This is a genomic window from Microcystis sp. M061S2 (assembly GCF_020245605.1).
Classification (GTDB): Bacteria; Cyanobacteriota; Cyanobacteriia; order Cyanobacteriales; family Microcystaceae; genus Microcystis.
In genome coordinates this window covers 23,532-44,670 of the sequence record NZ_JADBUP010000042.1, presented here as the reverse complement: position 1 = coordinate 44,670, position 21,139 = coordinate 23,532, and the positions used below count along the sequence as shown (strand labels likewise).

The window sequence follows — 21,139 nt, the reverse complement described above, 5'->3', positions numbered from 1 at the left end:
TCGATGGCTGGAATGTATATTTATCGTTTTTACTGAAAAAAACATGAGGCAATTAAAATCATTTTCGTGCGCGTTGCGGGGGGAGATGGGGAAGTTGTCTTATCACCCTATCACCCCAAAACCCCATCACCCTATCTCCTGAATCCTGAATGAAGATTGTTAATTTTTGCCAGAGGTCTAATCATTTGGTAAGCTAAAACGGTAATCTTGAACCCCGAATGCCCGTGCTGATCAGTGTTGTCATCCCCACCTACAATCGCCAAGCAATCTTAAAAAAATGTTTACTCGCCCTAGAAAATCAGCGTTTAACCGATAATAAGGTGGAAAACTACGAAATAGTCGTTGTCGATGATGGCTCTACCGATGGGACGATCGCTTGGCTAGAAAGTCAAAAAGCTAATTTACCCCATCTGCAACTGTGGCAACAGGATCACGGCGGACCGGCGATCGCTAGGAATCTGGGGGTAGAAAAAGCTCGTGGTGATACAATTATCTTTATCGATAGCGATCTGGTAGTGACAGAAAATTTTCTGCAAGCCCATGCCGAGGCTTTAACCGCCGGGGCAGCCAGTCTCGGCAGCGATCGCTTATTTACCTACGGCACTGTCATTAATACCTGTAACTTCGATCATCCCACCAGTGAACCCTATAAAATCACCGATTTCTCCGCTGCCTATTTTGCCACAGGCAACGTAGCGATCGCCAAAAAATGGTTATTAGCAGCGGGATTATTCGACACCAGGTTTCAACTCTACGGTTGGGAAGACTTGGAATTAGGGGTGAGATTGAAGCAATTAGGACTAAAATTAATTAAATGTCCTGAAGCCGTCGGTTATCATTGGCATCCCCCCTTTAATCTCGCTCAAATTCCCAATCTCATCGATAAGGAAATTCAACGGGGACGAATGGGAGTGCTTTTTTATCAAAAACATCCCACCTGGGAAGTGCGGATGATGATTCAAATGACTTGGATTCATCGACTGTTGTGGGGTTTACTTTCCCTGGGGGGAACCCTGAATGAACGCAGCCTCTCCCCGCTGTTACAATGGTTGATCGATCGAGGTAAACCCCAATTAGCCCTAGAAATTGCCCGCATTTTTCTCAATTGGTACAACGTGCGCGGCGTTTATCAAGCTTATCGGGAAATGCAGCCTCAGTGAAATGTCTTGCCAAACACCGATGCGGTGTGACAGGATCGAGCCTCGACAACCAACTCCCTAAAACCAGAGACTTTGTACCTCACCATATTTGCCGAGAAAAAACTTAATATTTTCTTTCTTTTTTTGATAATTGCTGCCACAATCAAAAGCAATCAGCATAAAGAGCGGCGGAAAACACTGACCACATTTGCCCCTTGTGAATTATCCTCTGAGATTGGGCATATTATAAAGTAAATTTTCCTAGAGGAGGAATCCCATAATGAATATCTTCGATATTTTAATCGGTTTTGTCGGTGGAGGTGCGATCGGGGGTGGGGCTTTATATGCCCTCCAACAGGGAGAAATCAGGGAAGCACGACAAAAATATAAGGAGACTGAGGCGGCTTTAGATCAAACCGAAGCGGAGTTAAAAGACACCCAAGGACAGTTTGGCAATATCGAAGCCACCTATAAAGAAGAAGTGGCTAAATTGCAAAAAGAGTTAGAAGACAGCCAAAGACGTTTACAAGAGGCAGCCGGCGCAAATCCAGTTCAAGCCATGGAAGTTGCCGATAAAACCGAAATTGAGGAACTTGAACAGGAATACGAAACTAAAATCGAGGAATTGCGCCAAAGCTATCAAAGTCAAATTCGAGAGATTATAGACGGGAAGCAAGCAGAAATAGAAGCCCTGCGTCAAAGTCAACAGGCGCAGATTCTAGAATTAGAAAACGGCTATCAGTCGCAAATTCAACAACTAGAACAGGGTTATCAAAGCCAACTCTTAGAACTACAAAACGCCACCCAAACAATCCAACCTGGGGAAAAAATCAATCCTTTTGATGGTTTTATCACCGAAGAAAACCTAGGATTGGAGCCAGAATTTGCCCCCGAAACACCCCTAGAAACGCCCGTTTCCCCCTCAGAATTCACTGGGGAAATGAATCCCTTTGATGGTTTTATCACGGAAGAAAATCTAGAGTTAGCAGCGGAATTCACTCCTGAGATGGAGATGTTTGGCGAAGAGGAAGAAACTAGAATGATCGGTAGCCTAGAAGAATTATCGGGTAATTACGAGCGGATATACAGTCAAGAAACCGTTGGCAGTGACACGGGTTTCTCTGATTTATTAGCCACCGACTCGGAAAAATTCGCCGATGCCCCAAATTCTCTAGATGACTTATTTGCCGATATTAATGACAGCAATAGCCCCGAATTATTCGAGCCTTTTGCTGAAGAAACCTCTAAAGTTGCATCTAACCGCCAAAATGTTGCTTCTGTTGCGAGTGACCAAGAAGAACTGGATTTATTCAGTATGTGGGATGATGAAGAAGTGAACGATCCAGAATCCCTGCCTTCTGACGAAGAATTTCCCCTTGATGATCTATTTAACGATGATTTATTCTCGGATTGGGACAATAGCAAAACCACGACGCCAGAATCTCATCAGTAGGCAGATTGCCCGCTATCAAGGCAGAAGACAGAATTTCTTCCCCACCCGATTTCTGGCTTCTGACTTTCTTAGTATATCGGCATAAGTACCTAAGCAAAATTAATTACACATATCCAACCACCTCTTGCCCCTTGCCTCTTGCATGAGTGCCTATCTTCACTAGGAAATTTATTTTGCACGACTACTTATATCGGCGATGTCCCCGTGTCCACCTATTCCCCTACCATAAAAAAATCAAAAAACTGTATCAAAAGTAACAGACACGGGTGAAAAAAACAAATAGCATATGTCAGGATGCCCTGCGCCCACTTGACTTTAGCTAAATCTTATTTTAAGGAGATTTCCCTGTGAAACTCGCTGTTACACCTCTTGTTTTATCCACTGCCACTTTCGGCTTAATGTTGGGTGTGCCACAGAACGCCCAAGCTTCAGGTCTGATTCGTAATGTCACTCCCTCAGCGTCAGGTTTTACTGGGACTGCAGTTGGGAGTCTAGCCGCTACTACCAACGGAGCTGGGCTGCCAGGTGACAAGCCAAGTCTGACGGGAACTCACACAGCGACATCTATTACTAATTCTTGGCGGACACCGCTGCTGAACTCCCCTAACAGTGTGGGAAACGTTGTTATCGAGTTTGCTTTCAATCGTATCTATAATCTCGCTGGGTTTAGTTTCTGGAACACTAACAGTAGTACTGCGTTAGCCCAAGTGGGAATTAAGAACGTGACGATTGAATATAAATTAGGCGGAGGAGCTTGGACTGCGCTGAGTGGCGCACCTACTACCTTTGGGATAGGTACAACCACGGCTACTATACTCGAACAAGAGTTCAATTTTACCCCAGTCTTGGCGACTAATGTTAGATTTAGAAACATGACTAATCAGGGAGGCATAGGCGGGAACAATCGTCTCGGCTTTAATGAGATTCAATTCAGATCAATCCCCGAACCTTCCTCCACCCTTGCTCTGTTAGCCTTGGGTTTAGCGGGTGTTGGTTTGAAAAAAAGAATTTAATTTTTGGACGGTAGGTTGAGTTATGGGATAACACCATGCAAGCAATCTACTCACTTACAGCAACCAACAGGGAAAAATCTAAATCTTAGGTAGAGTTGCGTCAATGGTCGTTGGAGCAACAAGGGTGGCAGTGAAATTCTCGGCTGGAGAATAAACCGTTAAGGTCTCACCACTGGAAGGAAACGTCGCTCGTCCCTAGCAGATTTGACATTTTCCCAATCGGGACGCAAAGGATAAAGACTAGTAAGCCCCATAGTTGCCCCTTGCTAGGGGAATTTTTTTGCTGGAAAATAACGTTCGCCCCCAGCCAAGACCCTCTAAATGGAACCCGTGGTCGAGAAAAATTAGAAAAACAGCCCTAGGGTTTCTGGCGAGTGCTATAAAGGTAAATAGTCATCTTGATCGCCTACTTGTCCTAACTATGCCACGCACTCAACGTAACGATAACTTTATTGATAAATCTTTTACCGTCATGGCGGATATCATTTTAAAGATGCTCCCCGCCGATAAAAAAGCCAAGGAAGCCTTTGTTTATTACCGCGATGGGATGTCTGCCCAAGCTGACGGCGAATACGCCGAAGCCCTCGATAATTACCATGAGGCTTTAACATTAGAAGAGGATCCTAATGATCGCAGTTATATCCTCTACAATATCGGTATTATCCACGCTAGTAACGGCGAGCATGAAAAGGCTCTGGAATACTACGAAGAAGCTATCCAACTTAATCCCAGAATGCCCTCCGCCTTGAATAATATCGCCGTTATTTACCATTTTCAAGGGGAAAAAGCCAGAGAAGACGGACAACAGGCCGAAGCGGAAGCACTCTACGACAAAGCGGCAGAATACTGGAAACAAGCCATCCGATTAGCCCCCAATAACTACATTGAAGCCCAAAACTGGCTGAAAATCACCGGGCGATCGGAAATTGATGTTTTCTTCTAAATTGAGGAGTCAGGAGTCAGGAGATTATTTTTATTTATTCTCCCCAATTCATAATTCATAATTTATAATTCATAATTTCCACTCCCCCACTCCCCAATTCATCATTCATCATTCCCCCTTTCTCCCATGATCGATCGAGCAACAGTTGAAAAAATCGCCCATTTAGCCCGTTTAGAGATTAATAGCGGCGAAGAAGAACAATTTGCGCTGCAATTAAGCGGGATACTAGATTATTTCGAGCAGTTAAGCGAATTAGACACGGAAAATGTGCCACCCACCACGCGAGCGATCGAAATTCAAAATATCACTCGCACCGATGGTAATAGACTTTATCCCGATCATGAGGTCTTAGTGCAAGAATCGCCGGCCCCAGAAGGAGATTATTTCCGGGTTCCCCGTATTCTCAACACCGACGAAGACTAAATCAGTGATCAGTGATCAGATTTGAGTTTTCAGTTAACTGATTACTGATCACTGTTTACTGTTTACTGATCACTGATTTAGATGCCATCTAGGGTTTTTGCTGCTATCTTGGACTAAGATCAGACCTAGCAATGGAGACATAATATAATGATCGCATCCCAAGATGTGGCACCATTTCAGCTTATTTCGACCGTAGAATCGGCAGCAACAGAATTTAGGCCTTGGGGTTCTTTCACCACCCTAGAAGAAGGTCCCGGTTATAAAATCAAGCGGATTGAAGTGAATCCGGGTCATCGTCTCAGTTTACAGATGCACTACCATCGCAGTGAACACTGGATTGTCGTTTCGGGGACGGCAAAAGTCACCTGTGGAGATAACGAAGAAATTCTCGGAGCCAATCAGTCCACTTATGTGCCACAGTGTACCGCTCACCGTCTGGAAAACCCCGGGGTGATCAAATTGGTATTAATTGAAGTGCAGAATGGGGAATATTTAGGAGAGGATGATATAGTCCGTTTTCAGGATGATTATGCTCGCCATCAGAGCTAAGACCGTGTTGAGGGGGACAGAAGGGCAAGAAACTATATTTTCGCCCCAAAAACCTGTTTAGGTCAGTCTGCCTGACTGTCTTCCCTGTGTTGGCAAGGCTTGTCAAGTTCTAGAAAAATTTTCTTTTCCGGCCGGGTAGCGGTTTTCCTCATGGGAGGTAAAGGCACGGGGACGGGGATTTATATTGATCCTGTGGTGAGCAAAGAACGGGTAAAATCTACAGAAAAATAAACTTCCCCTAGACCTTGTGTGGGAAGCTTGAGGAAAGCTCGGCTAGGGGAAATGATTTATTCCTTTGCTGGATTAACTTCAGCATATAACTCTCATTTGTCAGGACTATAACGGCCAGATGTCAATTCTGTGACAAAGAAAAGCCAATCAGGAGTCGGGCAAGAGACAAGGGGCAATGATTATTTATGTAGGATGGAGTGAGGAAACGGCTTGATCTTGTTGATAAATGCGGTAAAAAATCCCGAGAATTTGCCAAAAATCAACTATATGTGCATTGGTTAATATTTATAGAATAAAATCTATTAACGATAGATAGTATTTCCTTTAATAAATAGAGTAATCATGGGTATAATTAAGAGCAATCTTAGAAAAGATGAAGGTATCCGATGGGTAATATTGTCGGGATAGATTTGGGTACGACAAATTCAGTAGCGGCATTTAAATTAGCGGGGGTGGAGGTAGTGACCGCCGCAGATAACTCGCCTCCGGAGAGAAAATTAACCCGATCGCTCGTCTCCCTAGCCGGAGAGGGGCTGCTCGTGGGAGAGGAAGCCTACAGACAGATCAAGGCGACCCCAGAAAACGTGATCATGTCGATCAAGCGTTTGATGGGTAGAAGTTTTAGCGATACTATCGTTCAGGAAGAAATACCCCGTTTAAGCTATAAAGTCACTCGCTCGATCCGGGGTACAGAGGACAGTCTATCGGTATGGTTAGGGGGCAAGGAATAGGAACCGGAAGACATATCGGCCAAGATTTTAAAAAAAGTAGTAGCTAATGCCCAGAATTATCAAGGGGCTAACGGTCAGAAAAGCCGGATACAGGAAGCTGTGATCACTATTCCCGCCTATTTTAACGATAAACAGCGTCATGCCACCCAGATGGCGGCAAAACGGGCTGGTATCATCGCCCGGGAGTTGCTCTCGGAACCGACCGCGGCGGCAATTTCCTACGGTTAAGGTGATAAAATTACAAGCGGAAGATACGGGAAACCCTTTCGAGAAAGGAAAGTTATCGGAGGCTTTAAAATTTTACCAAGAGGCTAACAAATTAATTAATAATCCTAAGTTAAGATCTTTAGAGAAAAATCTTGAACAAGAATTAGAAAAAAGAAAAAACCGATCAATTCTGGGCGACTCTCTATACCCGTTGGGGGGAATCGGTGGCTGCCTGTTTGCAGGGGGATCGGGTTCGCGGGGTCGCTTTAAAACCCCTAACCTGCCAATCTAATCTCGAACAGATAGCTAATACTTTTGTATCATTCCATCAAGGTTGTCATTATCTACAACAGAAACAGTGGCAAAAAGCCGAGAATCCTTTAAAAGAGGCGAAACCAGCCCTTAAAAATCACCCAGAATCGATTGAGGAGATCGATCGACTTTACCTAGAATTACAGGAGGAGATTGAGGGTTTCGAGAATCTATTAAGAATGAATAAAAATTGGTACGAGTTAGGACAAACTACTAACTCGAAAATGTATTACGTCCGAGATCAAGCCTTGGAAATAGTCGGGAGATTGGATGAGCAAAAGATAAACGAGTCCAAAGCTTTAAGCGAACTGGAGAAATTAAAACAGATAGATTACAATAATGCCATACTAAACGAATTGATCGAGGAGATTATTTTTAGAAAAGACGTAAGGGAAGTGGGGCGATTGATGGATCGCAATCAATTTTCCGAGGCGATCGAAAAGGCGAAACGATCGAGATCGCAAAAACTCCGTCACCTTACCGCCCAACTCTGTCTCGATCTTTTAAGAGAAAATTATCAAAAATTACCCACAGAATTACTGATAGAACTTGTTAGATCGGCTGACGAATTATGCCCCGACGATCCAGAGTTTCGAGAAGTCTATAAACTATTTCATATTATTTAATGGGAGTTAGATTAATGTACGATAATTTAGATAGTAATCCTTACGATATTCTAGAAATTTCTCCGGCTGCTTCCACTGCCGAAATCACTAAAGCTTTTGGTCTGGCTATGAAACGCCGTAGCTATTCGATGGATAGCATCGCTAAAGCGCGTAAGATATTAATGAATCCTCAAGATAGGATAGTTGCGGATTATTTACGTCCTCATCTACCTCTGGTTCAACGCTTGAAAACCATGTCTTTTTCGGAATTGTCTAAACCTTTACCATCTTTAGAAATCTTAAATACCATGGATGATATTAATAATTACGATCAAGAACAACTTAAAAAAGTTGCTGGCGAACTGGTTTCCTCGATACTCAAAGACATTAATTTTTTGGAGGAATAAGGATGAATAATTACAAAATTAGCCAAGAAGATAGAAACAAATTATTAAGCCTAATTATAAATTTAACCAAAGAGGAGGTAAGTTTAAAACAAGCTTTACGGCAGCAAGGAAAGAACAATCGCTCGGAAAAAGAACAGATTTTTTTAGAACTATTAGAGGTATTTGATACCCTCGAATCGTTATTAAATTATTTAGAAGATCGACCCGAACCAGATGAGCGAGTCTGGAAAAGATTACCGAAATCTTTAAAAAGCGTACAGACAAAATTATTAAGTATCCTAGAAAAACGTCAGGTGCTGAAAATAGAACTGTCCGATCATCAGCCAGATTTTACTATTTGTCAGGTGGTGGAGCAAGAAATACGCCCCGATTTGGCAGAACAGACGATCACAAAAATAGTCAGGCAGGGATTTACCATTGAGGATAAATTACTCAGACCGATGGAGGTTATTACATCTAAACAAGAATAGATAACCCCTTGCCACTTCCCACTCTCAACTCGGCGCTCTGGCGATCCCGTCCACCTATTTCCTGAGAATTCTAGAGGTAATTGTAAATATTTGTTACAATGAGACGAGGAAAAATCTGAGGACAGGGACAGAAGAAAGGATTATAAACGGGGATCAAGGATTTCAGCAGGAAACTGCATTGGGGATCAAGAGAAACCGATTGTAAAGTTTTCGATACCTCTCGCCGATTCTTGTAATAGTTCGATACATATAACATAGATGATCAGCGATGATTGTAAATTTATATTGCGAATAGCTCATCTTCTTCGGTGTTTTCCCTATACTGGTTTTCATCAACTTTGAGCCGACGTGCAGAAAAGTTAGACCACCAAGTTTGTAAGAGGTCAGGAAGATGCAATTAACCGCAAGAAATAACTGGGGCTACGTTTCTTTAGCAATGCTAAAAAGCTTTCTTCTCTGGAGTTTCGTCCTCACTGTCTGTTTATTAGTAGTGGGATTTCCTTTAGTAGTATTAATGATGACAGTGGGAGCATTGTCGGCGATTATCTTACAGTCAGTTTTACCGATTAGTTCCGTGCTTTTAGTGGCGGGAATGATTATCGGCATCAATATTTTGGCTATCCTAATTAGTGCCGCTTTATTAACAGCAAAAGGTGTTCATCCCCATGAAGTTAGCTGGCTGCACTGGTTACACGGTGAGGTAAAAACCTCTCATCAAGCTGTTTATGCTTCTTGTCCCCTAACTTGCGGGGTAGTTCATTAAATCTGATTTTCTTACAGTGGAATTACTTACCTTTTTTCTATTTAGATTTATTTAAGTTTTCAACTGCTTTATCGGTTGACTATACACACTCCAAGCTAGTGGAACCCGGTTTTCCCGGGTTTTTTCATCGTTATTGAGCTAAAGCAGTTATCTGAATGGTGAGGTACGAAGTTTTCGTGTTGGGGAGTCGGTCTTCGCTCAAATTAGGTTAAACTTCATCTATTATGAGAAAGGCTGTAACTGAATATTAGAAGATAGGGAGATGAGAGCTTTTTTGCTGTGATCGGTAAACAGTGATCAGTTAACTGAAAACTCACATCTGATCAGCGATCACTGATAACTGATAACTGCTCACTGATAACTAACCGGTATACTGGGGGAGAAAACCGGAAAAAATCGATGTCTAGCCTTCCAGAAACCGACAATCCCCGCTACAAGGCCATCTTAGCGGCATTAAACCATTTAATCAGCGTTGTTGCCCGTTTACGAGATCCAGAAAGCGGCTGTCCTTGGGATTTAGCCCAAACCCCAGAAACCCTGATTCCCTACGTTATCGAAGAAGCTTATGAGGTGGTAGCGGCGATTAAAAGCGGTGATAAAACTGCCATTGCCGAGGAATTAGGCGATTTACTGCTACAGGTGGTTTTACAAGCCCAAATTGCCAGTGATGAGGGTAATTTTAGCCTAGAAGAAGTGGCTAGGGGCATCACCGATAAATTAATTCGTCGTCATCCCCACGTTTTCGGGGAGCTATCCCTAGAAAATCCCGAACAGGTGCGTCAAAATTGGGAGAAAATCAAAGCTGAGGAAAAAAATGACCCGACTATTAGCGGCAAATTAACCCGTTATGCCCAAACTTTACCACCCTTAATGGGGACGATGAAAATTTCTCGGCAAGCGGCGCGAGTCGGTTTTGAGTGGGAAAATATCGCGGGAGTCTGGGAAAAATTCGGCGAAGAGTTGGCAGAATGGCAAGAGTCCCTAGAATCGGGCGATAAAGAGCATCAACAGGCAGAATTAGGCGATTTACTCTTTACTATTGTCAATCTTGCTCGCTGGTATAATTTAGACCCCAGTATCGCTTTACAAGAGACTAATCTGCGTTTTATTCAACGTTTTTCCCTAGTGGAATCCGTGGCGGAAAAGCCTCTCCATGACTATACACTAGAGGAATTAACAGTTTTCTGGCAGCAAGCGAAAGCTAAGTTACACCAACCATCATCCGGGCAATAATGCAAGAGCAAGAAATTAATAAGGACAAATCCAAGAGTTTTTGGGCTTCTATTCGAGAAAATCTGCAAATTATCACTATAGCTTTAATTTTAGCCCTACTGATTCGCACTTTTGTGGCTGAACCTCGTTTTATCCCCTCCGATTCTATGTTACCCACTTTAGAACAGGGCGATCGCTTAGTAGTGGAAAAACTTTCCTACGATTTCCATCCTCCTCGACGGGGGGATATCGTCGTCTTTGAACCGCCGGTACAATTACAATTACAGGGATATCAAAAAGACCAAGCTTTTATTAAAAGAGTGATTGCCACAGCAGGGGATGTGATTGCTGTCAAGGAGGGCAAAATTTACCTGAATAATCAACCCTTGGCAGAGGATTATATTCTCGAATCCCCTCAATATAATTTAATGCCTTTGCTTGTGCCGGAAAATAATTTATTTGTCATGGGAGATAATCGCAATAATAGCAATGACTCCCATATCTGGGGGTTTTTACCGGAAAATAACGTGATTGGTAGGGCGGTTTTTCGCTTTTTTCCTTTTAATCGTTTGGGGATTTTAGGGGGGAATAGCTAACAGGAATTTTTAGTCTTGATGATGTTGAACAATTAAGACGGAACAGGGGGCATGATGGAGAACATAATTACTCACACTACCTAAGAATAACTCTCCTAGACCCGATCGCCCACGCCGACCGATGACAATTAAATCAATATTTTCCTCTCGCGCCACTTTACAGATAGTTTTGGCGGCATGACCGTAAATTTGCCGGTATTCTCCCTTGACACCCATTTCTCCCGCCTGATTAGCTCTTTTTTGCAACATTGCCACCCCTTTCTGCTCGAATTCTTCCCATTGTTGCCGCCAAAAATCGAGAGTGAGATCATTCCCCTGGGCGGGGTAAATATCGGCTAAATTGGGTGGAATCGGTAAAGGGCTATAATCTTCTTCAGGGGAAAGGACGTGCAGTAGTAGGAGGTTAGCTTCGTACTTACTGGCTAAGGATACAGCCTCCTTAAAAACACTCTCCCCCATCTCCGACAAATCTACTGCTATCAAGATTTTTTGATACATTTTTCAGCCTCTGCAACCATGCCTTATTTAACGGAATCCGACGCTATTAGGAATGCGATCGATCACTTTTGCCATTTTCCCATTCTTTGGTTAGATACGGAAGTAGCCGATTACAATAGCAAGACTCCCCGTTTGTCTCTGATTCAAATTCTGGCTGATTCCACGGACTTAACGGGTGAGCGGGTGACAATTTTGGATGTTCTCGATCGACCCGATCTTACTAACTATTTTATCACTAAAATCATGCTGGTTGACCGGATAGAAAAGGTTTTTCACAATGCTAGTTATGATTGTAAATTTTTGGGCGGTAAAACCAAAGTTAAAAAAATTACCTGTACCCTAGAGTTAGCTAAACAGGTTCCCTACTATATTGCTCCTTTACCCAATTATCAACTGAAAACCGTGGCCGAATGTCTTTGTCATTTTCCCGCTATCGATAAAAGTGAACAGGGGGGTAATTGGGGCAAAAGACCTTTAACCGCGGCCCAGCTAGAATATGCACAAAAAGACCCCGTATATACGGCCCAAATCCATCATCGTCTTTTGCAGCTTTCCCATTTAATTACTCCCGATCCCGCGGGTGAGAATCTCGAAAGATTAACTAATCGTTATTGGGAAATTTACCAGCAATGGAAGATTTTAGATACAGAGATGGAACATCTCAAGGAACGTTTAAAGTCGGCAATTATCCAGCAAGAGGCTGCGGAGATTAACGGTTTTTCGGTCAGTTATCAAAATCGCACCAGCAAAAAAGTTAAACTGGCCGAATTAGCCAAAGTTGTCTATTTATCGGGCCAGGATAGCCAAATATCTCTCTCCCTAACTAATGATCTTCTCAAAGAATTGGGGGATTTAGCCCAAGGGTTAACCATCGAGGAAACTCGCCAAAAAATCAGTCAATTGACCATCAAACAAAGTGAAGCTGACTTGACATGATTATAGCAGAATTCAGCAGATAGGAGATAGGAGTCAATACCAAATTAGGTTATACTTGATGTTGACGAGAAAGGCTGTAATAGCTAGAAAAAATTGCTTGCGGGGATAATCTAAATGACTGTAAAGATCGCTTATCTGGGGCCGGTGGGAACCTATTCAGAAACAGCCGCTTTAGCCTATGCTAATAGTTTACCACCCCAGCCTCGTCAATTAATACCCTATCCTAGCATTGCCTTGGCCTTGCGATCAATTGTCCAAAATCAGGCCGATTTAGCAGTGGTCCCAGTGGAAAATTCCACCGAAGGAAGTGTGGTAATGACTCTTGATGCTTTATGGCAATTACCCGGGTTACAGATTCAACAAGAATTAGTTTTACCGATTTCCCATGCACTTCTATCTACTAGGCAATCGCTAACAGAAATTAAAACCGTTTATTCCCATCCCCAAGCTTTAGCCCAATGTCAAAAATGGCTAGAAAATAATTTACCTACCGTGCCAATTATTCCCACCAATTCTACCACAGAAGCGATTCAAATTCTCGATCGAGAGGCTAATTCTGCCGCTATTGCTTCCCCCCGGGCGGCAAAACTCTATAATGTACCAATATTAACACAACCAATTAATGATTATCCCGATAATTGTACCCGTTTTTGGGTAATGGCTTTAACTTCCCATCCCCAAGGTGAGCGAATGTCCCTCGCTTTTCAAGTTTTAGATCAACCCGGTGCTTTAGTGAAACCTTTAGAAGTTTTTGCCAAACGTCAGCTTAATTTATCTCGGATCGAATCGCGACCAACTAAACGATCTTTAGGGGAATACATATTTTTTATTGATCTAGAAATTAATCCAGATCAACAGCATTTAATCGGGGCAACTTTAGAAGAATTAACCAATTATACCGATGCGATCGAGGTTTTTGGTGCTTATCAGGTGGTTAATTTGCCTGTAGAGAGTTTAGAGTAATTATAAACTAAATTCCTCATAAATTACAGAAATTAAATAGAGATATTTTAGCTTTTAAGAGAGGGAAGAATCGGCAAAGATGAGTTTTCCTCTGGGGGAGAATCAAGCTTTCTTTCCCCAACTAGAGGAAGAATAATTTCTACAGTTGTTCCTAAACCTTGACCTTGACTAGAGATAGTAATATCTCCCCCCATCATTTTCATCAAATTCTTAGAAATAGCTAATCCCAAACCCGTACCGCTAAATTTTCTGGTTGTGGAACCATCAATCATCACAAAAGGGCGAAATAATTTTGATTGCTGCCGGGGATCTATACCGATTCCTGTATCGATTATAGTCATAATAGCCTGTGTATGTTCTAAGTGCGTTATTAAAGAAATTGTGCCTCTATCAGTAAATTTAATTGAGTTAGAAATAACATTCAAAATTACCTGTTTTAATTTAGTGGAATCAGCATAGACTATCGGATTTTCTGGACAGAAAAGTAAATTTAATTTTAAGCACTTAAGTTGCAGCGATGCTGTTTGTAAATTAATAACTTCATTGATAATTTGGTGTAAATCTACTGGTTCAGGATTAACGGAAAGTTTGCCCGCTTCTATTTTAGCAATACTGAGAATATCATCAATAATTCCTAAAAGATGTACGGCTGCATTATCCGCTTGTTGCAGATATTCTTTTTCCTCCTCCTCGCTATTACAAAATCCATCCATAACGCAACGAATTGAGCCAATAATACCATTAAGAGGGGTGCGTAATTCGTGAGAAGTATTCGCCAAAAATTGGTTTTTTAATTGATTAGCATTTTCTGCTTCTTGCCAACTCTTAACTATTTCCTCTCCCCAAAGGCGTAAACGTTCGAGCATTTCCTCTAAGGCCGAGGCTAACTGATTAATTTCTCGAATATTAAAGTTCTGTGGTGTAATATTTGGTGAAGGAATTTTCTGAATATTTAAGGCATAATCTCGCAGTTTTTCTAAAGGTCTAGCTAAATCCCTTGTGATCAGTACAATAGCTACTAAATAAGCTAATAATAAACCAGAAGTCAGATAAAAAATTGCCTCCCAAATTTGTTGCAGAGGAGCCAGAGCTTGGGAGAGGGGACTAATGGCTAAAACTATCCATTTTTGGGATGATTCTCCCGTAACTGGACTGGGGAGGGAACTATAACCTGCGACTAACTCTTTGCCATCTTTCTCGAAAGAAAATAAATGGAGAAATCTCTGTTGACCTCTAACAGCATTAATGATGATTAGATTGAGGCGTTCAGCATCAGCTTCTTGACTGATATGGCTACCAATGCGATCAAAATAGGGATGAGCGAGAATAATGCCATTTTCAGAAATAACCACGGGATAACCCGATAAAGAACCGGGTAAAACCTTCTCACGGTAAAGTAGAGAAGTTTGCAGAATCAGACTAGATTGTAATTGTCCTTGATTATCGTAGATGGGAACAGCAAAAACTAATTCTAATTGACGATTATTATTGGGAGATTTTGTTAAAAGTTGTCGAGGTAAACTTCTAACTAAAACATTCTCGATATTCCCAGCAGAGCTAGTCCGTTTTTCTGTCCATCTTTCCAGGGGCAAAACTTTGATAATTTCTGGTTCACAGGCTCGATTTAATAAAGGTTTCTTGGTCTTAATATCAATTAATTCCACACAGTTAATCTGATTAGGAAGCTGCGCCGTGAATTGTTGTAAAAAAGCTTCTTTTTCGGCTAAGGTTCCCTGTTTTAAAACCAGACTTTCGCCCGCAGTGATAAGATTGGCCTGCAAAAATTGAATTGATTGATCAATATTGTCTGCTTTTCTGATGGCACTTTCGGTGAGATTTTGACGGGCCGTTTCCAAAAAAGCCGATCGCGCCTTACGATAGGTAACATAAACCCCCATTAGTAGTACAGGTACACTGACCAAGAGTAAGCGAGAGAGCAGAATACGACGAAAGGAGGATTGACCGATAGGCATAGGCAGAAATTGGTTTGATTCTGGCTATCAAACTCTAGACTATACTAGCCTATTCACCAATCGAACCAGGTGATATCCCTGATCATTTGCCATGAATTGTCCTCACACCACCGTTATTTTAGCCATGAGTGCCGATGGTAAAATTGCCGACGCCTACCAGTCAGCGGCCAGATTTGCCTCTGCTACCGATAAAATGCGTCTAGAACAACATTTATCCTGTATGGATGCCGCTTTATTCGGTGCCAACACCCTGCGCGCTTATCACACCAGTCTTCCTATCCGTCATGCCGATTTTCTCGCATACCGTCAACAACGGGGATTATCTCCCCAGCCGATACAGATCGTTTGTTCTCATTCAGGCCAGCTTGATCCCCGGATGAAATTTTTTCAGCAGCCTTTCCCACGCTGGTTAATCACGGCAGCGGAAAAAGTGGCAGCATGGGAAAATCGGGGTTTATTTGAGCTTGTCTTAGTCTGCGGTGATTGGAAGGCTATTTTTAGTCAATTTACCGCACTAGGTATCAAAAAGCTGGCGATTCTGGGAGGAGGTGAATTAATTGCCTCTCTTTTAGCTGAAGATTTAATCGATGAAATCCATCTAACTATTTGTCCGTTGCTGTTAGGAGGCAATAAAGCGGCAACTCCCCTGGGAGGAACTGGATTTATGGCTGATTCTGCCAGAAAATTACAACTTTTGAGCGTGGAAACCGTACAAGAAGAAATTTTCCTACATTATTCCCTTGAACGGCAGTCCCATAAATCGCAAAACTAGATTACCTTAAATAAAAAGGTTGACTTATCTTGTCCCATGGTAGAACAGCTTAAACCCCAATATTCTGTCGCTTGGATTGATAAAATGAGTGAGATTCCCCAACAAAAATGGGATGCTCTCGCTCAACCCCTAACTACTCCCTTTCTCGAGTGGCAATGGTTACATAATATCGAAACTTCCGGCAGCGCCACGGGACGCACAGGGTGGCAACCTGCTCATCTCACAGTTTGGCGCGGTGCTGAGTTAATTGCCGCCGCTCCTTTGTATATTAAAAGTCATAGTTACGGTGAATTTGTCTTTGACCACCAATGGGCGGATCTTTCCCATCGTTTGGGGATTAGATACTATCCGAAACTGTTAGGAATGACCCCTTTTACTCCGGCGGTGGGTTATCGTTTTTTAATTGCTCCTGGGGAAAATGAACTGGAAATTACTGCTTTAATGATAGGGGCGATTGATCATTTTTGTGATCAAAATAATCTGTCTGGTTGTCATTTTCTTTTTGTCGATCCCCAATGGCGAATTTTCATGGAAAATTTTGGCTTTACTACTTGGTTACACCATAGTTATATTTGGAATAACAAAGGTTTTCAAAGTTTTGAAGATTATCTGACGGTTTTTAATGCTAATCAACGCCGCAATATTAAACGGGAACGGAAAGCAGTGACTAATGCGGGGTTAATTATTAAAACTCTGGCCGCCGAAGAAATTCCCCATCATTTATTCCCGTTAATTTATCGGTTTTATAGCAGTACCTGTGATAAATTTTACTGGGGAAGTAAATACCTGACACAGAAATTTTTTGAACAATTATATCCGAATTATCGTCAGCGAGTGGTTTTGATTACTGCCTACCAAAATGAAAAGGATACTAAACCGGTGGGTTTATCTTTTTGTATTCGCAAAGATACTAATCTTTATGGTCGTTACTGGGGCAGTTTTCAAGAGTACGACTGTTTACATTTTGAAGCTTGTTACTATCAACCGATCGATTGGGCAATTAGTCAAGGTATTACCATGTTTGACCCCGGTGCGGGAGGACAACATAAAAAAAGACGGGGTTTTCCTGCCACTGCTAATCACAGTTTACACCGTTTCTATCATGGCAAAATGACTCAAATTCTCCGCAATTATATCCAAGAAATTAATCAAATGGAACAGGAAGAAATTGAGGCAATTAATCAAGATTTACCCTTTTCTAAGAGAGAAATTGAGTTGAACGAGTAATTTAGATAGGGTTTGTCCTTGGGTGCATCTGATTTTTGTAAATCTACTGAGTTGGGATTTTTACGGGGAAACTATCTTCTAAAATTGGTCATTACTTCCGATTTGATCACTCAATCCAAGCTTTTGGGGGGTTCTACCCCCCAAACCCCCCGTTGGGGACGCAAGCGCCGTCCCCAAACCCCTCGCGCATTAGTTTTTTGGTGAGATGCTTACAGGCAGCTGCTGATATATTTGTAATAATTTAAGAGTCACTGATAATTGCTAATTGTCCGTATTTCTGCAAATGTGAGCTGCAGCCATTGTCTCTATTAGTGCAATCAACTATGAATACGAGGTTCTGGGTGCAGAGTAGTGAGAATCTCACTTTCGATCGCCGCTAGGGTTTCTAAGCGTTGCTCGATCACCGTCCGTTCAAAATAATCCGCTGCTAATAGCCAATAAATACCATAATGACGGGCTTCGGAAGCCATTAAACCGCGATAAAATTGAGCTAATTGAGGATCGGGACAATATTCTGCCAATAAACCCAATCTTTCGTGGGAACGCGCCTCGATTAAAGCTGATATTAACAGAGAATCCAAAAGGCGATCGGGTTCTTGGTGACGAATCTGCGCCTTTAATTTAGCACCATAAGGGGGAGAATTCAAGGGAGCGAGGGGAATTCCCCATTTATCTAACCATTGATTGACCTGTTCAAAATGTTCTAATTCCTCTTGTGCGATCGCTGTTAATTTCCGCACGAGGGAAGCGTAGGAAGGATAACGAAACATGAGATTTAAGGCCACTCCTGCCGCTTTTCGCTCACAATGGGAATGATCGAGCAGAATAATCTCTAAATTATTAATTGCCTGTTCTATCCAATCCTGGGAGGTGGCACTGACTAATAAATTAATCTTTCCCATCGTCACTGATTCCAATTTGCTGCATCTTTCACCCTAACCCAAAAAGTCGAACAACACCAGTCAAAAACTAAGGACACGGCTTCTGTGATAGCCTAGATGATTGGTGAAGCATAAACACGGCCAATCAATCAGATGGATTTTTTACTGGAAGTCGGTACAGAAGAACTACCCGCAGATTTTGTCGATAGCGCGATCGCACAATGGCGGGAAAGAGTTAGCAAGAGTTTAGAGACGGAATCTCTGGACGCGACTGCTATTCAAGTTTACGCAACCCCGCGCCGTTTGGCCGTGTTAATCACAGGATTACCGAGGGAGCAAGAGGCGCGCAGCGAGGAGATAAAAGGACCGCCAGTTAGTGCCGCCTACAAAAATGGTCAAATTACCGCCGCTGGTGAGGGTTTTGCTCGAAAACAGGGAGTTAGCACCGCTGCTTTCTCCATTCGTGCCACAGACAAAGGAGAATTTGTCTATATTGAAAAAACGATTCCAGGTCGTCAAACAGCCGAGATTTTAACTGAATTAATTCCCCAATGGATTACCCGTTTGGAAGGAAGACGTTTTATGCGTTGGGGAGATGGAGATTTAAGATTTCCCCGGCCAATTCGTTGGTTATTAACTTTAGTGGATGGGGAAGTTTTACCCCTAGAATTAATTAATGGCTCTACCACTTTAACCAGCGATCGATTAACGTTTGGTCATCGCATTCTACACCCGCAATCCTTAGCCATTAGTCATCCCCAGGCATATTTAACCAGTTTGCGATCAATTTTTGTGGAAGCGGATCCGCAAGTGCGTCAACAGATAATTACTGATCAGATTACCACCCTGGCCAAAAAACTCAAGGGAGTGGCAGAAATTCCCGCAGATTTATTAGCAGAAGTGACTAACTTAGTCGAATATCCCACGGCAATTGTCGGCAAGTTTGACGATGAATTTCTGGAATTACCCCCGGAAGTAATTATTACTGTGATGGTGACACATCAGCGTTATTTCCCGGTGAAAACTCCCCAGGGTTTGTCCCCCTATTTCATCACTATTTCCAATGGCGATCCCCAGAAATCTGAGATTATCTCCGCGGGAAATGAAAGGGTTATCCGCGCACGGTTAGCCGATGCCAGATTTTTCTATACTGCCGATTGTGATGAACCCTTAGATAGTTTCCTTCCCCAACTGGAAACCGTCACTTTCCAAGAAGAATTGGGAACCATGCGCGATAAAGTCGATCGGATTATGGAAATTGCCCAGATGATCGTCGAACAGTTAAATCTCGATGAACAAAGTCGCAGTGATATAGAGTCCACTGCCATGCTTTGTAAAGCGGATTTAGTTACCCAAATGGTTTATGAATTTCCCGAATTACAGGGAGTAATGGCCGAAAAATATGCTTTAATTAGTGGTGAATCGGCCATAGTTGCCCGGGGCATTTTTGAACATTATCTGCCTCGCAATGCCGGCGATCTACTCCCGGAAACAATAACCGGTCAAGTGGTGGGAATTGCTGATCGCTTAGATACTTTAGTCGGTATTTTTGGACTGGGAATGCTGCCCACTGGTTCCTCAGATCCCTTCGCTCTCCGTCGCGCTGCCAATGCAATAATTAGTATTATCTGGTCAGCCGATTTTAATATCAATCTTTTGGCATTAATTGAGCAAATAGCTGAGGATTTTGTCACCAGTCATCCCGATAAACCCAACCCAGTCAATTTGATTAAAGATTTCTTTTTACAACGTCTGCAAACTCTCTTAATTGATGATTTGAGCATAGATTACGATCTCGTTAATGCAGTTTTAGGGGAAAACGATCCAGAGTATAAGTCTCGCGCTTTAGAAAATTTATTAGATACCCGTGAACGCGCTCGCTTTTTATCCCAAATTCGTCAGGATGGTCAGTTAGCCAACATCTATGAAACCGTCAATCGCTCGACCCGTTTGGCACAAAAAGGAGATTTAGATACAACCACCCTAGAAGTCAAGGGAATCATCAATAAGGAGTTATTTGAACAATCCTCCGAATCAGCATTTTATGACGCTTTAATTGCCCTAATTCCCGAAACTATCAGCGCCAGAGAGCAAAGAGATTATCAGCGTCTCGTCACTGCTTTAACGGCAATTTCTCCCCTAGTGGCTGACTTTTTTGATGGCGAAAATAGTGTGTTAGTGATGGCAGAAAAAGAATCTGTCCGTCGCAATCGTTTAAATCTGTTGGGTTTACTGCGAAATCACGCCCGAGTCCTAGCAGATTTTGGCGCAATTGTCAAGGGATAATTCAGTTATCAGTGATCAGTTATCAGTGATCAGTTATCAGTTATCAGATTTGAGTTTTCAGTTCACTGATTACTGTTCACTGAAAACACTTCCTAATTCATAATTCATAATTCATAATTCATAATTCATAATTCCCCACTGATAACTGAAATGGCCGATTCTGAACTACAGCAACAAGTCCAAAGATTACATCGACTGACGGTATGGGGTCGTTGGTTATTCGTGTTGGGTTGTTGGTTAGGGATTGGTTCGGCTAGTTTATGGCTTTTACGCGATGATATAGCCTTAATGCGGCAATATTTTACTTGGACAGCCCTAAGATACGCTTTAGCTTTCAATTACTGGGGTTCTATAGGTCTAGCCTTTTGTGTTGCCATTACAGGAGCAGTGTTAGTCTGGCAAAGTCGCAACATTATTTTAGGACTTTCCCCCAGAGAAAAACTGCGCTTAGAGCAACGGGTGCAGAAAATTCGAGACAAAGGGCCAGGTCATCCCCTCTGGCGCTGGATCTTAAAAAGCAGGAAAAAAGACTTACAATAATAAAGATTT

22 protein-coding genes and 1 pseudogene are annotated in these 21,139 nt (G+C 42.3%); 20 read left to right on the top strand and 3 right to left on the bottom strand.

The features are described 5' to 3' along the window. The first annotated feature begins 218 nt into the window (after window positions 1-218). The 14 genes and pseudogenes from IM475_RS07750 (at window position 219) to lepB (ending at window position 11,054) form a co-directional block, all read left to right on the top strand. Entirely contained in the window at window positions 219-1,160 is a 942-nt protein-coding gene (locus IM475_RS07750; protein WP_287727200.1) for a glycosyltransferase family 2 protein, read from the top strand. Between the two features lie 259 nt (window positions 1,161-1,419). Beyond that, complete coding sequence (locus IM475_RS07745; protein WP_287727199.1) at window positions 1,420-2,592, top strand: hypothetical protein; 1,173 nt, start codon at window positions 1,420-1,422, stop codon at window positions 2,590-2,592. A gap of 347 nt (window positions 2,593-2,939) precedes the next feature. After that, window positions 2,940-3,605, top strand: a complete 666-nt coding sequence (locus IM475_RS07740) for a PEP-CTERM sorting domain-containing protein (protein WP_287727198.1) — start codon at window positions 2,940-2,942, stop codon at window positions 3,603-3,605. A 421-nt stretch (window positions 3,606-4,026) separates the two neighbouring features. Next, complete coding sequence (locus IM475_RS07735; protein ID WP_287727197.1) at window positions 4,027-4,548, top strand: photosystem I assembly protein Ycf3; 522 nt, start codon at window positions 4,027-4,029, stop codon at window positions 4,546-4,548. A gap of 126 nt (window positions 4,549-4,674) precedes the next feature. After that, window positions 4,675-4,971, top strand: coding sequence for an Asp-tRNA(Asn)/Glu-tRNA(Gln) amidotransferase subunit GatC (gene gatC, locus IM475_RS07730; RefSeq protein WP_287727196.1), 297 nt, complete (start codon window positions 4,675-4,677; stop codon window positions 4,969-4,971). Between the two features lie 147 nt (window positions 4,972-5,118). Beyond that, window positions 5,119-5,520, top strand: a complete 402-nt coding sequence (locus IM475_RS07725) for a phosphomannose isomerase type II C-terminal cupin domain (protein WP_002803359.1) — start codon at window positions 5,119-5,121, stop codon at window positions 5,518-5,520. Window positions 5,521-5,619: 99 nt separating this feature from the next. Continuing rightward, entirely contained in the window at window positions 5,620-5,751 is a 132-nt protein-coding gene (locus tag IM475_RS07720; RefSeq protein ID WP_287658917.1) for a hypothetical protein, read from the top strand. A 386-nt stretch (window positions 5,752-6,137) separates the two neighbouring features. Further along, window positions 6,138-6,710, top strand: a pseudogene (locus tag IM475_RS07715) (Hsp70 family protein). Between the two features lie 203 nt (window positions 6,711-6,913). Next, window positions 6,914-7,627, top strand: a complete 714-nt coding sequence (locus IM475_RS07710; protein WP_287727195.1) for a tetratricopeptide repeat protein — start codon at window positions 6,914-6,916, stop codon at window positions 7,625-7,627. After that, window positions 7,627-8,013 (top strand): J domain-containing protein, encoded by a 387-nt coding sequence (locus tag IM475_RS07705; RefSeq protein WP_287727194.1) that lies wholly within the window; start codon window positions 7,627-7,629, stop codon window positions 8,011-8,013. Before IM475_RS07710 ends, IM475_RS07705 begins: the two co-directional genes overlap by 1 nt. 2 nt (window positions 8,014-8,015) lie before the next feature. Beyond that, on the top strand, window positions 8,016-8,483 hold the full coding sequence (locus IM475_RS07700; protein WP_287727193.1) for a nucleotide exchange factor GrpE: 468 nt from the start codon (window positions 8,016-8,018) through the stop codon (window positions 8,481-8,483). 391 nt (window positions 8,484-8,874) lie between these two features. Then, a complete protein-coding gene (locus IM475_RS07695) occupies window positions 8,875-9,246 on the top strand; it encodes a hypothetical protein (RefSeq protein ID WP_106908523.1) in 372 nt (123 codons plus the stop codon). Window positions 9,247-9,645: 399 nt separating this feature from the next. Then, window positions 9,646-10,479: a nucleoside triphosphate pyrophosphohydrolase gene (gene mazG / locus IM475_RS07690; protein WP_287727192.1), complete on the top strand. Its 834-nt coding sequence runs from the start codon at window positions 9,646-9,648 to the stop codon at window positions 10,477-10,479. Beyond that, window positions 10,479-11,054 (top strand): signal peptidase I, encoded by a 576-nt coding sequence (lepB, locus tag IM475_RS07685; protein WP_287727191.1) that lies wholly within the window; start codon window positions 10,479-10,481, stop codon window positions 11,052-11,054. Before mazG ends, lepB begins: the two co-directional genes overlap by 1 nt. Before the next feature lie 9 nt (window positions 11,055-11,063). Here the strand turns inward: lepB and IM475_RS07680 are convergent, their stop codons facing one another. Continuing rightward, window positions 11,064-11,552, bottom strand: coding sequence for a universal stress protein (locus IM475_RS07680; protein WP_061430996.1), 489 nt, complete (start codon window positions 11,550-11,552; stop codon window positions 11,064-11,066). Between the two features lie 18 nt (window positions 11,553-11,570). Between IM475_RS07680 and IM475_RS07675 the strand changes: the two genes are divergently transcribed. Beyond that, complete coding sequence (locus IM475_RS07675) at window positions 11,571-12,488, top strand: ribonuclease D (RefSeq protein ID WP_287658923.1); 918 nt, start codon at window positions 11,571-11,573, stop codon at window positions 12,486-12,488. A gap of 114 nt (window positions 12,489-12,602) precedes the next feature. Further along, the gene (gene pheA, locus IM475_RS07670) at window positions 12,603-13,451 is read left to right on the top strand and encodes a prephenate dehydratase (RefSeq protein ID WP_287727190.1); all 849 of its coding nucleotides are present in this window, start codon (window positions 12,603-12,605) and stop codon (window positions 13,449-13,451) included. A gap of 47 nt (window positions 13,452-13,498) precedes the next feature. On the opposite strand, the gene IM475_RS07665 is transcribed toward pheA, so the two are convergent. Then, window positions 13,499-15,424 (bottom strand): sensor histidine kinase, encoded by a 1,926-nt coding sequence (locus IM475_RS07665; RefSeq protein ID WP_287727189.1) that lies wholly within the window; start codon window positions 15,422-15,424, stop codon window positions 13,499-13,501. Window positions 15,425-15,515: 91 nt separating this feature from the next. On the opposite strand from IM475_RS07665, the gene IM475_RS07660 reads away from it, so the two are divergent. Continuing rightward, window positions 15,516-16,196 (top strand): RibD family protein, encoded by a 681-nt coding sequence (locus IM475_RS07660; RefSeq protein ID WP_287727188.1) that lies wholly within the window; start codon window positions 15,516-15,518, stop codon window positions 16,194-16,196. A gap of 36 nt (window positions 16,197-16,232) precedes the next feature. Beyond that, complete coding sequence (locus tag IM475_RS07655; protein ID WP_287727187.1) at window positions 16,233-17,423, top strand: GNAT family N-acetyltransferase; 1,191 nt, start codon at window positions 16,233-16,235, stop codon at window positions 17,421-17,423. Between the two features lie 317 nt (window positions 17,424-17,740). Here IM475_RS07655 and IM475_RS07650 read toward each other — a convergent pair whose 3' ends face one another. Continuing rightward, window positions 17,741-18,325, bottom strand: coding sequence for a MiaE family protein (locus IM475_RS07650; protein ID WP_287658929.1), 585 nt, complete (start codon window positions 18,323-18,325; stop codon window positions 17,741-17,743). Between the two features lie 132 nt (window positions 18,326-18,457). Here IM475_RS07650 and glyS point away from each other — a divergent pair, with 132 nt between their 5' ends. Further along, window positions 18,458-20,590 (top strand): glycine--tRNA ligase subunit beta, encoded by a 2,133-nt coding sequence (glyS, locus tag IM475_RS07645; protein WP_287727186.1) that lies wholly within the window; start codon window positions 18,458-18,460, stop codon window positions 20,588-20,590. Between the two features lie 150 nt (window positions 20,591-20,740). Then, the gene (locus tag IM475_RS07640; RefSeq protein WP_287727185.1) at window positions 20,741-21,130 is read left to right on the top strand and encodes a hypothetical protein; all 390 of its coding nucleotides are present in this window, start codon (window positions 20,741-20,743) and stop codon (window positions 21,128-21,130) included. The last annotated feature ends 9 nt before the right edge of the window (window positions 21,131-21,139 follow it).